Source organism: Flavobacterium microcysteis, from assembly GCF_006385255.1.
Classification (GTDB): domain Bacteria; phylum Bacteroidota; class Bacteroidia; order Flavobacteriales; family Flavobacteriaceae; genus Flavobacterium; species Flavobacterium microcysteis.
Genome location: NZ_VFJE01000055.1, coordinates 417210 through 431530, shown reverse-complemented (window position 1 = coordinate 431530; position 14321 = coordinate 417210). Strand labels below are relative to the sequence as shown.

General features: G+C 36.9%; 14 protein-coding genes and 1 tRNA gene. 5 read left to right on the top strand and 10 right to left on the bottom strand.

Annotated elements, in window-relative coordinates; translation table 11 throughout:
* Positions 1 to 187 precede the first annotated feature (187 nt).
* The 4 genes from FJA49_RS13275 to FJA49_RS13260 form a co-directional block, all read right to left on the bottom strand.
* Positions 188 to 694 (bottom strand): pyridoxamine 5'-phosphate oxidase family protein, encoded by a 507-nt coding sequence (locus FJA49_RS13275; protein ID WP_140001401.1) that lies wholly within the window; start codon positions 692 to 694, stop codon positions 188 to 190.
* Between the two features lie 19 nt (positions 695 to 713).
* Positions 714 to 1091, bottom strand: a complete 378-nt coding sequence (locus FJA49_RS13270) for a SpoIIAA family protein (protein ID WP_140001400.1) — start codon at positions 1089 to 1091, stop codon at positions 714 to 716.
* A 100-nt stretch (positions 1092 to 1191) separates the two neighbouring features.
* The gene (locus FJA49_RS13265) at positions 1192 to 1683 is read right to left on the bottom strand and encodes a GNAT family N-acetyltransferase (RefSeq protein ID WP_140001399.1); all 492 of its coding nucleotides are present in this window, start codon (positions 1681 to 1683) and stop codon (positions 1192 to 1194) included.
* Positions 1684 to 1689: 6 nt separating this feature from the next.
* Complete coding sequence (locus FJA49_RS13260; RefSeq protein ID WP_140001398.1) at positions 1690 to 2382, bottom strand: DUF421 domain-containing protein; 693 nt, start codon at positions 2380 to 2382, stop codon at positions 1690 to 1692.
* A 351-nt stretch (positions 2383 to 2733) separates the two neighbouring features.
* On the opposite strand from FJA49_RS13260, the gene FJA49_RS13255 reads away from it, so the two are divergent.
* The gene (locus FJA49_RS13255) at positions 2734 to 3708 is read left to right on the top strand and encodes a DUF3667 domain-containing protein (RefSeq protein WP_140001397.1); all 975 of its coding nucleotides are present in this window, start codon (positions 2734 to 2736) and stop codon (positions 3706 to 3708) included.
* Positions 3709 to 3734: 26 nt separating this feature from the next.
* Entirely contained in the window at positions 3735 to 4736 is a 1002-nt protein-coding gene (locus tag FJA49_RS13250; protein ID WP_140001396.1) for a M28 family metallopeptidase, read from the top strand.
* A 50-nt stretch (positions 4737 to 4786) separates the two neighbouring features.
* Here the strand turns inward: FJA49_RS13250 and FJA49_RS13245 are convergent, their stop codons facing one another.
* From FJA49_RS13245 to FJA49_RS13220, 6 genes are all read right to left on the bottom strand, one after another.
* Positions 4787 to 5116, bottom strand: a complete 330-nt coding sequence (locus FJA49_RS13245) for a YegP family protein (RefSeq protein WP_140001395.1) — start codon at positions 5114 to 5116, stop codon at positions 4787 to 4789.
* 121 nt (positions 5117 to 5237) lie between these two features.
* Positions 5238 to 5501, bottom strand: coding sequence for a hypothetical protein (locus FJA49_RS13240; RefSeq protein ID WP_140001394.1), 264 nt, complete (start codon positions 5499 to 5501; stop codon positions 5238 to 5240).
* Positions 5502 to 5616: 115 nt separating this feature from the next.
* Positions 5617 to 5692, bottom strand: a tRNA-His gene (locus FJA49_RS13235).
* A 63-nt stretch (positions 5693 to 5755) separates the two neighbouring features.
* On the bottom strand, positions 5756 to 6472 hold the full coding sequence (gene bshB1, locus FJA49_RS13230; protein WP_140001393.1) for a bacillithiol biosynthesis deacetylase BshB1: 717 nt from the start codon (positions 6470 to 6472) through the stop codon (positions 5756 to 5758).
* A 39-nt stretch (positions 6473 to 6511) separates the two neighbouring features.
* Complete coding sequence (locus tag FJA49_RS13225; RefSeq protein ID WP_233590157.1) at positions 6512 to 7576, bottom strand: isochorismate synthase; 1065 nt, start codon at positions 7574 to 7576, stop codon at positions 6512 to 6514.
* Positions 7573 to 8001, bottom strand: coding sequence for a hotdog fold thioesterase (locus tag FJA49_RS13220; RefSeq protein WP_140001392.1), 429 nt, complete (start codon positions 7999 to 8001; stop codon positions 7573 to 7575). Before FJA49_RS13220 ends, FJA49_RS13225 begins: the two co-directional genes overlap by 4 nt.
* A 190-nt stretch (positions 8002 to 8191) precedes the next feature.
* Between FJA49_RS13220 and FJA49_RS13215 the strand changes: the two genes are divergently transcribed.
* From FJA49_RS13215 to purL, 3 genes are all read left to right on the top strand, one after another.
* Positions 8192 to 9736, top strand: coding sequence for a hypothetical protein (locus tag FJA49_RS13215; RefSeq protein WP_140001391.1), 1545 nt, complete (start codon positions 8192 to 8194; stop codon positions 9734 to 9736).
* An 85-nt stretch (positions 9737 to 9821) separates the two neighbouring features.
* The gene (locus FJA49_RS13210) at positions 9822 to 10469 is read left to right on the top strand and encodes a DUF1579 domain-containing protein (RefSeq protein ID WP_140001390.1); all 648 of its coding nucleotides are present in this window, start codon (positions 9822 to 9824) and stop codon (positions 10467 to 10469) included.
* A 145-nt stretch (positions 10470 to 10614) separates the two neighbouring features.
* Positions 10615 to 14313 carry a phosphoribosylformylglycinamidine synthase gene (gene purL, locus FJA49_RS13205; RefSeq protein WP_140001389.1) on the top strand — a complete coding sequence of 1233 codons (3699 nt, stop codon included), beginning with the start codon at positions 10615 to 10617 and terminating at the stop codon, positions 14311 to 14313.
* Positions 14314 to 14321 lie beyond the last annotated feature (8 nt).

The window sequence follows — 14321 nt, the reverse complement described above, 5'->3', positions numbered from 1 at the left end:
TAAATTTACAATAAATCATTGAAGATTGGTATAAAAATAAAAAAAGCTTCCGGGAATGGAAGCTTTTGCTTTTTTCTAACAAGATAAATGTCAGAAACTTTGCGGCTCTGCGCCTTTGCGTGCAATTATTTTCTCGCAAAGGCGCAGAGCCGCAAAGCATTGAAATATTTAAATATATTCCGTACAATTATACGGAAAGCTTTCCTTCTATACCATCATCCAACGGTTTTCCGATAATCGCACCTACTGCTATTTTGAGCAACGATACCATCTTACCACTTTTAGTATCCCAATAATAAACATATTCCGGTTGAACACGGATTACAGTAACGTTAGGATCGTCTTTTCCTTTCGAAAACCAGGCTTTTGCAACAGGACTCCATTTGTCTTCAATCGTAGATTTATCTTTGTATATGAATGCTTTCCCATATACATTGAGGTATTCTGAGCTTGAGTTTTTTGCAAAAAGCAATTGCACATTTTCATCTTGCTTTATTTCAAAATTCTTATCGCTGTCCGCACCGCTTAGAAACCATATATTTCCTGATTCATCTACTTCCTGAACGCTCATTGGCCGTGTTGAAAACGGCGTATGTGTCAAATCGGTACAAAACATGCAGACTCTGATATCTTCTGCCAGTTTTTTCAATTTCGAAACAGCATCTTCACTGCTTAAATTTTTATAATCTCCCATGGCATTATTTTTTAGTTGGTTATTCTTCTATATCTATCTTTTCTGAAGTCCAGTCAACAGCACGGGACATGTCATCCTTGCGAAAAACTTTAAATTCTCCGGGCATGATTTTACTAAAAAAAGAAGTGAATTTGTCTACCGTTTCTGAATCTGAAATGATTGCGGCCCGGTTCCATTTTGTGATGTTTTTGATTCCAAGCAAGGCATCCTGTATCCAGGCTCCAAAGGTGAAATCGGTTGGAGAATTGTCTAAAAAGAGTAAATAATTGAGCTTGCCTGTTGTATTGACAAGCTCAGAAACTTTTATATTGACAAGCTTAAAATCATGTGGTGTAACTTCGCCACTGGAGCGAAAACCTACCATATTGTCTGGCAGATTGTAGATCTGTTCTATCATAACATTGAGTATTTGGTAGGGGTTATACTCAAAGTTACGCCTTATAAAATGGGCGCTATGTTATTGATTTCATAATGTTTGCCAACAAAATCCTAAATAACTATAGCTGCTTTTCCATTATATAATCTTCCATCAGATAGCCATTTCCTATGTTTATGTCTTCTTCTCCTTTCTTCTCAAATCCGATTTTGATATAAAATTCATAGGCCGTATTGTAACGGTTTACATTTAATGAAAGAATGGTGTTTTTATTTTTTGCTGCTTCTTCTGCAATATAATCTAACTGCTTTTTGCCGATTCCTTTTCCTTGTGTTTCCGGAAGGATATAAATTTTATGGATTTTGGTCTTTGGCTCTCCTCCATAATTGAACTCATAGGAAGCAAAACCCAATGGAATTCCTTCTTCTTCAGCCAAAATAAAATGATGTCCTTTTAAATCAGCCTGTTCTTTTAAAGCATTGATATTATACATCATGTCAAACATATAGTCAATCTGCTCAGGTGAAAGGATATGCCCGTAAGTTTTTGGCCAGGTTTGCTCAGCAATTTTTCGTACGGTATTGTAATCGGTAGTTTTGGTAATCGTAATCATTTATTTTTATGCTTTTCGTAAAGTTTTTATTGCCTCGACCCATTCGGTTTTATTGCAAATTTCACAATGCGCTTTTCCTGCTTCGACTTTTTGCGTATGCCCACAGAAAGTACATGAATAAAAACCTGCTTTAGGAATGGCCTGGCTCTTTTTTTCAAATAATTGTGGCAAGATAGGCAATCCATATTTTACATCCTTGTCTTCATAGAAAAAAATACTGACCTCTCCAGATGTTTCCAAATAAGCATTTTTGACCTGTCCCAAATGTTCAATAGAACGCAGTCGTAATTCAGAAAAAAACTCATCTTGCGCCAATCCTTCCCTTTCAAAACTCGCTATAGAAAATTTACCTTCTTCAATCAGACATTCTGTTTTTCCCTCAACCAAATTTTCAAACCATTTGAATCTTCCTGTAAGCATTGTCACGAATCGGTACAACAAAATGATAACGATAAAAACCGTAATGGCGGGTATCAATCCTACATCTTCATAAAACATCGGGTCGCCAGCAGCTGAACCCAAAGCAATAATAATGACAGTCTCAAAAATAGAAAGCTGCTTCACTCCTCTTTTTCCGGTGAAACGCAATGTAATCAACAGGACAATAAACATAATTACTGACCTGAAAACTACTTCAAAAAGAAATTCGAAAGGATGATTATTAGTAAGCAGTCTTTCCCATTCAAAAGCAGTATACATTTTAGAGCCCTTTTTTATTTGAATTTACTAATTATACTACGCACATTGCGAATTTTTAAGAGAAATTTAATACTTTATGCTACTGAAAAAATTGAATTATAACGTAATTTTATAGTCCAATTCATCAGAATAAATATAGTTCAGAATTGGCTATCCTTATATTGTGATAGAAAATAACACGAATTGCAATCACGTTAATTTAGAGTAGCTTGTAATTCATGTGCAAGGCTTTAGCATTGAGAAGATGTTGAAGCCTTGCTTTTTTTTGAAGTTTCTTAAAATCTTTCCCAAATGTTTTGGTTTTTTTTATAGTTTTAGCTTCCACAAAACACAGAAGCATTCATCTTAAAAATGGGACACCAAAAAATACGAGAAAACAAAACTTGTCTGAACTGCAACTATGTAGTCGAAAATAAATTCTGCCCCAATTGCGGCCAGGAAAATACAGAAACAAGACAGTCTTTTCACTATCTGTTTACACATTTTGTAGAAGATCTTACGCATTATGACGGCAGCTTCTGGAAAACAATAAAAGGCTTGTTGTTTAAGCCAGGCCACCTGACAAAAACCTATTTGGAAGGCAAAAGAAAAAAGTTTGTACCTCCGGTTAAGCTTTATATTTTTATCAGTTTCGTTACATTCTTGCTTCCGTCACTTTTGCCTGAAACCTCATTGTTGGAGTTCAAAGAAGGAAAGACTGAAAAAACTGTAACCCAAGAAAAAAATCCTGAAAAGGAAAAGAAAAAAGAATTTTCCGGAATAGAAGTCCGAGATGGAATAAAAATAAAAAGCCTAAAGGAATTAGATTCTCTTCAGAATGTATTACCAGAGGACGAGAAGTTTTCCTATTTGGAATATGGTGCTTATGAAAAAGTATTTAAAGTCAAAAAAGAAGAAACCGGAAAAGAACTTTTAAAAAAGGCTTTTGAATCCGCTGTACATACACTCCCAAAAGTCCTGTTTTTATATATGCCGGTTTTTGCCTTTTTCTTATGGCTAATGCATGACAAGAAAAAATGGTATTATTTCGACAGCGGCGTGTTCACACTCCATTATTTTTCATTTCTTCTGCTTGTCATTGCTATCGGAATGATTTTTAACTGGCTTATGAACCTATTACCGCTTTTAGGCATCTTTTCTACTTTTTATGATATCGTCGCTTTATTCTATGTTTTCTTTTATTTTTTCAGGGCCCACAGTAACTTTTTTGGGGAAGATAAAGCCATTTCAAGATTAAAGGGTTTCGTGCTGTTTTTCATAAATATGTTTCTTATATCTATCTTTTCTGTGGCGCTATTTGCCTACAGTTTATGGTGTGTAAAATAAAATTGTATTTTTATAAAAATTTGAAGATGAAAAAAATGCTTATTTCCGGTTTTCTGCTTTCATTATTTATGGTTAGCTGTTCTTCAGTCAAGCCTACAAAATATATGGAAGCCATATCTGCTGCTGACTTAAAAACAAATCTCTATGTGATTGCAGGAGATGAAATGGAAGGCCGAAATACTGGCGAACCCGGTCAAAAAAAGGCTGGAAAATACCTGATTTCTCAGTATGAAAAAATTGGCGTTTCCTTTCCTAAAGGAGCCACTGACTTTTATCAAAAGGTTCCTGCAGAATTTATGTCTAGAGCATTCAGTCCTAAACTAAACGATTCTGAAAATATCTGGGCTTTTATTGAAGGTTCTGAAAAGCCAGATGAAATTCTGGTTATTTCTGCGCATTACGACCATGTTGGCATGAAAAACGGACAGGTATTTAATGGTGCTGATGATGACGGTTCCGGAACTGTTGCATTGCTGGAAATCGCCAAAGCATTTATGCTGGCCAAAAAAGACGGACACGGACCAAAACGTTCTATCTTATTTCTTCATGTAACCGGAGAAGAACATGGACTGCACGGTTCAAGATATTATGCAGAGCATCCGTTATTCCCATTAAAAAATACAATTGCCGATTTGAATATCGATATGATAGGTCGTCGTGATGACAAACACAAAAACAACGGCAATTATGTATATCTGATAGGTTCAGACCGTCTGAGTACAGACTTGCATAAAATATCTGAAAACGCAAATGCAGAATATACTAAGTTGCTATTAGATTATAAATACAACGACAGGAACGATCCGGAACGAATTTATTACCGTTCTGATCATTATAACTTCGCTAAGAATGGAATTCCGTCGCTATTCTATTTCAATGGAGTTCACGAAGATTATCATAAAGCAACCGATACACCGGATAAAATCGAATACGACCTACTGCAAAAAAGAGCACAACTCGTTTTCGTTACGGCATGGGAATTAGCAAATCGTAAAGAAAGACCTGTTATTGACAGGGATGGAAAATAAAATAAAAAAAGCTCCGAAATCGGAGCTTTTTTTATTATTAAGTTTTTGGACTATAAATCTTCTTTTACATCTGCATCTGGCGCATTCTTTTTTACAGATTCAATTCCGTTATCACGCCCTGAAGCAGAAGCATACATCTGGCTTGATCCAATAATCTGTCCATTTGTTGCTTTTAGGTTAAAATATAATTTGCCGTTAGTAGCTTCTTTTTTATCGAATTTCGAATCGTCCTGAGAATTTTTTCGTACTGATTCAATACCATTCGTACATCCAGCTTTGCTTGAATAGCCTTCGCTGGTCAAAATAACTTCTCCGTTTCCGGCCTTTAATACGAATTGAAATTCGTCATTTTTTCTTTTTGAAATCAAGAATGTCCCCATAAAATTTAATTTAAAAGTTATACTAATTTTAGTTTATGCAATTCAAAAGAATAATATAAGCCAAAATATAACATTTTTATCAAATTTTATAACGATTTAGGATTATTTTTTCTTAAAACAATCATGAATTGAGATTCTCATTTTTTACAATCTGGATTTTCCCTAATTCAACACTGTCCGTTTCATCCTGAACAAGTAGTACTCCAAAAACATTGATTGGAATTTCAATTGTTTCTTCACGGGAATGTTTTATCTCTTCAATCAAACTTTTATAGTTTAAAGGATTTAAGATAATACAATCGCCTTTATTGACTTTATGATTAAAAATATAATCCCGGATGGACTTGAAGGAAATCGGATTTCCTATAACTATTTGCTGTGACATGGCTCTTTTTCTCTCTAATTTAGAAAATAATGCCCACAGGCACAGCCAATTTAAGTTTTAATTAGCAAAGAGAAGAAATAAAAAAAGCCCTGGAAAAATCCAAGGCTTTAAAAATGGGTGGCAGACCGGGTTCGAACCGGCGACCCTCGGCACCACAAACCGATACTCTAACCAGCTGAGCTACAACCACCATTTGTTTAACGAGTGCAAATATACTGCAAAAGTTGATTCCTGCAAACAAAAAATTCAAAAAATTACACCAAATCCCCTAAGCTATTGACAGCCAAATATCTTTCCACTGTAAATCCTTCGGCATATTCGGAGTTTATTAATCTTCCTAAATCCTGAGCACGGTATATAATACTATCTTTAAAGTTTTTTGTAGCTATAGGCGTACTTGGTTCATTAGAATTTGGGTCATAAAACTGTGATTTGTATTCCATGAGAGAAGCCACTTTCTTATCCATAAAGCCACTAACATCTACTACAAAATCCGGTTTAAGGTCTTTCCATTGGATATAATGATACACCAACTTAGGTCTCCAGGCTGCCTGAACTATACCGTCAATTTCGGTTTCAATCTTAATCAATCCAGACAAAAAGCAGGCATCAGAAACCAACTTACTGCCTTTGCCATGATCAATATGCCTGTCATCGATAGCATTACAGATCACAATTTCAGGCCTATATTTTCGAATCATTTTGATGACTTCCATCTGATGTGTTTCATCGTTGATAAAAAAACCATCTCGCATGTTCAGGTTTTCCCGAATTTCTACTCCTAAAACAGCAGCTGCATTTTTTGCTTCTTCATCACGAATTTCTGCAGTTCCACGGGTTCCCAATTCACCTCTTGTCAGGTCAATTATACCCACCTTCTTCCCTAACGAAACCTCTTTGGCTACCGTAGCGCCGCAACCCAATTCAACATCATCAGGATGTGCGCCAAAAAAAAGTATATCTAATTTCATTGTTTGTGTTTGTTTGTTTTTTAAAAATACGAAGAATAATTATTCTCCAAGGATATTTTTCAGTGTTAATGATTTATTCACGGTTTCGAAAAATTCTTTCTCAGGAACGCTGTCTTTTGTAATACCACAACCTATGAATAAATTGGCTGTAGCATCCTGCAGCTTCATACAACGGAGGTTTACAAACAAATCCGAATTATGCTGCATGTCTTTTGCAAAATCCCGATTTAGTTCTCCTAAAAATCCGGAGTAGTACTCCCGATCATAACCTTCATTTTCAAGAATAAATTCTCTGGAGGCTTCTTTTGGAAGTCCGCATACTGCCGGAGTTGGATGTAACATTTTTATTATTTTTCCTAAATCTTGCTTGTTGTGCAAACGGGCTTCAATATCCGTCTTGATATGCACAATATTTCCTGCTCTGAAAGTATAAGGTTTGGAGCTATTCTTTTCGGCTGTATAATCTTCAAGTCCGTCAAGAATAAATTCTGTGACAAATTCCTGTTCTTCCTGTTCTTTATTTTCCCATTTTATCTCTCCTTCATGATACACTTGCGTTCCGGCTAGTGCTACCGTTTTAATACGGTCTCCTGAAGCCTTTAATAATTGCTCTGGAGTGGCACCTAACCACATTCCTGTTTCTGGATGGAAAAAGCAGTATTTGAAAGCTGTTGGATATGCCGAAAGCAATTTTTTAAATAATGCAAAAGGAGAAGGTTTTTCTAAAGAAACAGCTTCTTTACGAGATAGGACAACTTTTTTAAAATCACCTTTGCAAATTGCATCTACGCCGTTTTGCACCAACCGTTCAAAATTTGCTTTGGCTGTATCATCAAATTCGGAGCTTTTATTACTATTTTCAATTGCAATTCGGGTATAGTCTTCTGTAAGGACATCGGATATTTCATTAGGTAACAGTACAAATTGTCCTCCTGAAAAAGGAGCAAATACAAAACCTTCTTCTTTAAAATTGGTTGTAAAATGCAATGACGCATCCTTTTGGAAAATCCCAACAGCAACAGTTTCTCCAGGTTTTGAATATACTACAAAAGGAAGCCTGTTTTTGAGCTGTTCTTCTGCTTTTTGATAAAATCCGGACATCATTTTTTAGCCCTTTCCAAAACAATATTGGTAATCTTACATAACGATATCAGCATATCGTTTTCATCGGTTATCCTGATTTCCCAAAGATGTACCATACGCCCTTTGTGGATAATTTTTGCAGTTCCGTAAACCATACCTGCACGTTTGCTTTTGACATGGTTTGCCGAAATTTCGATTCCACGCACTTCGTGAGTTTCCGGATTGATAAACATTAGTGAGGCCGCACTTCCTACACTCTCAGCAAGAGCAACAGAAGCTCCACCATGAAGCAATCCCATTGGCTGGTGGACTCTTGGATTAACCGGCATTTGGGCTTTTAAGAAACCTTCTCCGGCGTCAATAAATTCTATTTCTAAAGTCTGCATCAGGGTATTTTCACACCATTTTTTGCAGTTTTCAAGCATTGTATTTTTATCGAAAGCCATTATTAAAATTTGTTTTTCCAAAATTAAGGAAATTAATACGGAACATGACAGCAGATTAAGCGTAGAAAAGTTAAAAGACACATACTAATTTTAACATTTTTGAGTTTACTGATGCAGGACATGGCTCAATTTTAAAAATTAACCTGTCCGACAAATAAGATTTTTACTATTTTTACCAAAATTCAAACCGATGCGTAATTCCTTTATATTTTTATTCATAGTTGCTGTTATTTCACTGACTTCTTGTCGAAAAGATTTTGATTTTGAGCCTAGTAGCGGTAATCTTGGATTTTCAAAAGATACGGTTTATCTCGATACTGTTTTTACTAACATTGGTTCCAGTACGTATACCTTAAAAGTATACAACCGTAGCGATAAGGACATCAGCATCCCAACAATACAGCTTGCAAAAGGAATGAATTCAAAATACCGAATGATGGTAGACGGAATGCAGGGAACAGAAGGTAAAATTTTTAATAATGTAGAGCTTCTGGCTAAAGACAGCTTGTTTATTTTTATTGAAACGACTATCGATTATAATGATTTTGCTAATCCTGAGGCCGAATATCTTTATACAGACCAGATTTTATTCGATAACGGAACAAAACAGCAAAAGGTCCAATTAGTCACGTTGGTAAAAGATGCCGTATTCCTCTATCCTACCCGTGATAATGAAGGTAATTACGAGCAAATTCCGATTGGAGTTGACGAAGAAGGAAATCCGATAACAGGACGAGGCTTTTTCCTTGATGACACAGAAAGGCACTGGACTAAGGACAAACCTTATGTTATTTATGGTTATGCCGGTGTTCCAGCCAATGAAACGCTCACAATCGATGCGGGTACACGAGTGCATTTCCACTCCGGCTCAGCCTTGATTGCGTATAACGGTAGTTCAATCAAAATAAATGGAAGTCAATCGTTTACAGACCAATTAGAAAACGAAGTTATTTTTGAAGGTGACCGATTAGAACCGGCATTTTCTGACTCACCCGGACAATGGCTAGCCATCTGGCTTACCCAAGGAAGTACCGGACATGAATTTACCAACCTTACTATCAAAAATGCAACCGTAGGAGTTTTGGTTTCCGGAAATTCAGGAATAACCAATCCTGCTCCTGACTTAAAATTAAAAAATGTACAGATATACAATTCATCTAATGCTGGAATATTAGCCCAAACAGGTTATATTCAGGGTGAAAACGTGGTTATCAACTGGGGTGGCTCTTCCAGCTTTGTAGGCAGTTATGGCGGAAAATACGACTTCAAACACAGTACATTCAACAACAACTGGTCAGGTTCCAGAAAATATGCTGTTGCACTTGACAATTACATACAAGGCGCAACACCTGAAGTACAGCCGCTGGATGCGAGTTTTAAAAACTGTATTATTTTCAGCTCTAACCAATCCGGATTGTTACTGAACAAAAAAGAAGGTACCGATAATTTCAATGCTGTATTTACGAAGTGTCAAATCAAGCTTAGCAATTCTATTAATACAACTAATAACATCTATTCTTTTGTGAATGATGAATCAAACATTATCCGAAATAAAAATCCAAACTTCCTGGACATTAACAAAAATAAGCTGATGATTGGTGAAGAATCTGCTGCAAATGGTTTTGGAGACCCAAGCGTTGCAGCCGAGGTTCCTAACGATATCAAAGGAACGGCAAGAAATACTGCTGCCCCTGATTTAGGCGCTTATGAGTCTATAACTTTTGAAGAAAGATAATTATTCTTAAAAACATATCGCTAAAAATAAGATTAAATGTATTTTTTTCATAATTTTATACGAATCAAACAAAATCAACGTAATTATGAAAGCAAACTACATCTATCTAGGAGCACTGCTTCTATGCCTGACGGCTTGTAAAAAAGAAGTCAAGGTTGAAGAAACAAAAACTGTCGCAAAAGATTCTGTTCCAGCAGAAACAGTAAAATCAGAACCAATGGATTCGATTGCCATGCAAAAAGCCTGGCAGGAATACATGACGCCGGGCGAAATGCACAAAAAAATGGCTGCTGACGTAGGAACCTGGGACGAAGAACTTACTTTCTGGATGGGACCTGACGATAGGTTGCCACACAAAAGCAATGCTACTGCCAATACAAAAATGATATTAAACGGTCTTTATCAGGAATCAGTACATACCGGAAACATGATGGGACAACCTTTTGAAGGACGCAGTACTTTGGCTTATGATAATGCTGCCAAACAATACGTTTCTACATGGATTGACAATATGGGAACGGGAATTATGGTCATGAAAGGAAATTATGACGAAGCTTCAAAAACGATTAAAATGGAAGGAGAAGTTACGGATCCAATGACGAAAAAAACCAAAAAAATTCGTGAAGTCATTACCGTTGTCGACCCAAATACCCAAAAGATGGAAATGTATGACATGACTCCTGACGGAAAAGAATTTAAAAGTATGGAAATCATGCTCAAAAGAAAGAAATAACACCTAAAAACAATGCGGAAAAGGCTGTCTTCGGACAGTCTTTTTTATTTACAGAGAATGTTTGCTAACTTTTAACGTAAGGCTTTTGACTTTAGGACTTTTTGAACTAAATTTGCGCCACAACAACAACTAAATATAAGAACTAATGATTCATTTCTTCGGAAACGAAAGCAATACCGTTTTTGCCGTTCAGACGCAAAACGAGCTTTCTGCTCAAGACATTTCAAAGTTAAACTGGCTTTTTGGCAATACACATAAAATAGAAAAATCCGTGCTAGCGGATTTTTTTGTTGGTCCACGAGCTGCAATGATTACCCCATGGAGTACGAATGCCGTAGAGATTACTCAAAATATGGGTATTGAAGGCATTATCCGTATTGAGGAATTTAAAAAAGTCACTGCTGATTTTTCTGATTTTGATCCGATGCTTTCTCAGAAATATTTCGAATTAGGACAAGAAATATATAGCATAAATATACAGCCGGAACCTATCATTGAAATTGAAGATATTGCAAGCTTCAATACAAAAGAAGGACTGGCATTGAGCAATGAAGAAGTTGGTTATTTGGAAAATTTATCTAAAAAACTAGGTAGAAAACTAACCGATTCTGAAGTATTTGGATTTTCACAAGTCAATTCAGAACATTGCCGTCATAAAATTTTCAACGGAACCTTTATCATCGATGGAGAAGAAAAACCATCTTCCCTATTCAAACTGATTAAGAAAACATCATCAGAAAATCCGAACGATATCGTTTCGGCTTATAAAGATAATGTGGCTTTCTTAAAAGGACCAAAAGTTCAGCAATTCGCACCTAAATCAGCGGACAAACCTGATTTTTACGAAACAAAAGACTTTGATTCTGTTATTTCGATTAAAGCAGAAACACATAACTTCCCTACAACCGTTGAACCTTTCAACGGAGCGGCAACCGGTTCAGGAGGAGAAATCCGAGATCGTTTGGCTGGCGGACAAGGTTCATTGCCTTTGGCAGGAACTGCTGTATACATGACAGCGTATTCCCGTTTGGAAGAAAACCGTCCATGGGAAAAAGCGATGGGAGAAAGAAAATGGTTGTACCAAACTCCAATGGATATCCTAATCAAGGCTTCAAACGGAGCTTCTGATTTTGGAAATAAATTCGGACAGCCGTTAATTACGGGTTCTGTTTTGACATTTGAACACGAGGAAGAAAATAACCCTGCCAGAGTTTTGAACTCTGGCAGGGTTGATAAACTTGGTTACGACAAAGTCATCATGCTAGCCGGAGGAATTGGTTACGGAAAACAAGACCAGGCTATCAAGCAAAAGCCAAAAACTGGTGATAAAATCGTCATCCTTGGTGGTGAGAATTACAGAATTGGGATGGGTGGTGCTGCAGTTTCTTCTGCTGATACCGGTGCTTTCAGTTCGGGAATTGAGCTGAATGCCATACAGCGTTCCAATCCGGAAATGCAAAAACGTGCTGCAAATGCTATTCGTGGCCTCGTAGAAAGCGATACAAATCCTATTGTTTCTATCCACGATCATGGAGCTGGAGGACATTTGAACTGTCTTTCTGAATTAGTTGAAGAAACAGGAGGTTTGATTGATTTGGACAAATTGCCAGTAGGTGACCCTACTCTTTCTGCCAAAGAAATTATCGGAAACGAATCTCAGGAAAGAATGGGATTGGTTATTGGCCAAAAAGACATCGATACCTTACAAAGAATTGCAGACCGTGAGCGTTCCCCTATGTACCAAGTAGGCGATGTAACCGGAAATCATAGATTCACTTTTGAGTCAAAAACAACCGGAGCAAAACCAATGGATTTTGCTTTGGAAGATATGTTTGGAAGTTCGCCAAAAGTGGTGATGACTGATACTACTGTAAATAGAAACTATACTGAATTAGATTATACTCAGGAAAATTTCAAAAATTACCTGAATCAGGTTTTGCAATTGGAAGCTGTGGCTTGTAAAGACTGGCTTACCAATAAAGTAGACCGTTGTGTGGGTGGTAAAGTTGCCAAACAGCAATGTGCCGGACCATTGCAATTGCCATTGAACAACGTTGGTGTTATGGCTTTGGATTATTTAGGAAAAGAAGGAATAGCGACAACTGTAGGTCATTCCCCTATTGCATCCTTAATTGACCCAACAGCAGGAAGCCGTACGGCAATTGCAGAAGCCTTATCCAATATTATTTGGGCTCCTATAAAAGACGGTTTAAAAGGAGTTTCACTCTCTGCTAACTGGATGTGGGCTTGTAAAAATGAAGGAGAAGATGCCCGATTATATGAAGCCGTACAAAGCTGTTCTGATTTCGCTATAGAACTAGGAATAAACATTCCGACAGGTAAAGATTCACTTTCGATGAAACAGAAATATCCTGACGGAGATGTTATTGCTCCCGGAACGGTAATTATTTCTGCGGCAGGTAATTGTACCGATATTAGAAAAGTGGTTGAGCCTGTATTGAAAAAAGACGGAGGAAATATCTATTATATCAACCTTTCAGAAGATAATTTCAAATTAGGAGGTTCTTCTTTTGCGCAGGTTTTAAACAAGGTCGGTAACGACGCTCCAACAATCAAAAATGCAGCAAATTTCAAAACGACTTTTAATGTCTTGCAAGACCTTATTAAAGCTGAAAAAATACAAGCCGGACACGACATCGGAAGTGGTGGATTGATTACTACTTTGCTTGAAATGTGTTTTGCAGATGTGAATCTGGCAGCTGATTTTGACTTGAGCAATCTGAATGAAAGTGATACAATAAAAATAGTATTCGCTGAAAATATTGGAATTGTTTTCCAGGCAGATGCTTCTGTAGAAGCTGTCCTGGCTCAAAACAATATTGCTTTCTTCCCTATCGGAAAAGTAAAAGAAGGCAATACCGTAACCATCAAAAACGGAAGCCAAAATCTTTCTGTTGACGTAACTGAAGCACGAGATACCTGGTATATGACTTCTTATCTATTGGATAAAAAACAGTCTGGAGAACTAAAGGCAAAAGAACGTTTTGAAAACTACAAAAAACAGCCGTTACAGTTTGCGTTTCCTAATCATTTCACAGGAAAAAAACCGGTAATTGATGCTTCAAGACCAAGACCAAAAGCTGCCATTATACGTGAAAAAGGAAGTAATTCTGAACGTGAAATGGCAAACGCTATGTACCTGGCCGGTTTTGATGTAAAAGATGTCCACATGACCGACTTAATTTCAGGTCGTGAAACTTTAGAGGACATCCAATTTATCGGTGCAGTTGGAGGTTTTTCTAACTCTGATGTTTTAGGATCTGCTAAAGGTTGGGCTGGTGCCTTTTTATACAATGAAAAAGCAAAAACAGCTCTGGATAATTTCTTTAAAAGAGAAGATACGCTGTCCGTTGGAATATGCAACGGAGCACAATTGTTCATGGAGCTGGAATTAATCAATCCAGAACATGAAGTACACGGAAAATTAAGACATAACGACTCTCACAAACACGAAAGCGCCTTTACGTCTGTGAGCGTTTTAGAAAATAATTCTGTAATGCTAAGTACATTAGCAGGAAGTACCTTAGGTGTTTGGATTTCGCATGGAGAAGGAAAATTTGATTTGCCTTATACCGAAGATAAATACCATGTGGTTGGAAAATACGGTTATGAAAATTATCCTGCCAACCCTAACGGTTCTTTCTTTAATATTGCCATGTTATGTGACAAAACCGGAAGACATTTGGCAATGATGCCGCATATCGAACGTTCTACTTTCCAATGGAACTGGGCGAATTATCCGGAAGGCAGAAACGATGAAGTTTCTCCTTGGCATGAAGCGTTTGTAAATGCAAGAAAATGGATTGAAGACAAAAACAATTAGACATAGAA

Bases quoted from the DNA above. Each gene is read 5' to 3' on its own strand.
- FJA49_RS13275 (WP_140001401.1), bottom strand. From the start codon at position 694: ATGGGAGATTATAAAAATTTAAGCAGTGAAGATGCTGTTTCGAAATTG.
- FJA49_RS13270 (WP_140001400.1), bottom strand. From the start codon at position 1,091: ATGATAGAACAGATCTACAATCTGCCAGACAATATGGTAGGTTTTCGC.
- FJA49_RS13265 (WP_140001399.1), bottom strand. From the start codon at position 1,683: ATGATTACGATTACCAAAACTACCGATTACAATACCGTACGAAAAATT.
- FJA49_RS13260 (WP_140001398.1), bottom strand. From the start codon at position 2,382: ATGTATACTGCTTTTGAATGGGAAAGACTGCTTACTAATAATCATCCT.
- FJA49_RS13255 (WP_140001397.1), top strand. From the start codon at position 2,734: ATGGGACACCAAAAAATACGAGAAAACAAAACTTGTCTGAACTGCAAC.
- FJA49_RS13250 (WP_140001396.1), top strand. From the start codon at position 3,735: ATGAAAAAAATGCTTATTTCCGGTTTTCTGCTTTCATTATTTATGGTT.
- FJA49_RS13245 (WP_140001395.1), bottom strand. From the start codon at position 5,116: ATGGGGACATTCTTGATTTCAAAAAGAAAAAATGACGAATTTCAATTC.
- FJA49_RS13240 (WP_140001394.1), bottom strand. From the start codon at position 5,501: ATGTCACAGCAAATAGTTATAGGAAATCCGATTTCCTTCAAGTCCATC.
- bshB1 (WP_140001393.1), bottom strand. From the start codon at position 6,472: ATGAAATTAGATATACTTTTTTTTGGCGCACATCCTGATGATGTTGAA.
- FJA49_RS13225 (WP_233590157.1), bottom strand. From the start codon at position 7,576: ATGATGTCCGGATTTTATCAAAAAGCAGAAGAACAGCTCAAAAACAGG.
- FJA49_RS13220 (WP_140001392.1), bottom strand. From the start codon at position 8,001: ATGGCTTTCGATAAAAATACAATGCTTGAAAACTGCAAAAAATGGTGT.
- FJA49_RS13215 (WP_140001391.1), top strand. From the start codon at position 8,192: ATGCGTAATTCCTTTATATTTTTATTCATAGTTGCTGTTATTTCACTG.
- FJA49_RS13210 (WP_140001390.1), top strand. From the start codon at position 9,822: ATGAAAGCAAACTACATCTATCTAGGAGCACTGCTTCTATGCCTGACG.
- purL (WP_140001389.1), top strand. From the start codon at position 10,615: ATGATTCATTTCTTCGGAAACGAAAGCAATACCGTTTTTGCCGTTCAG.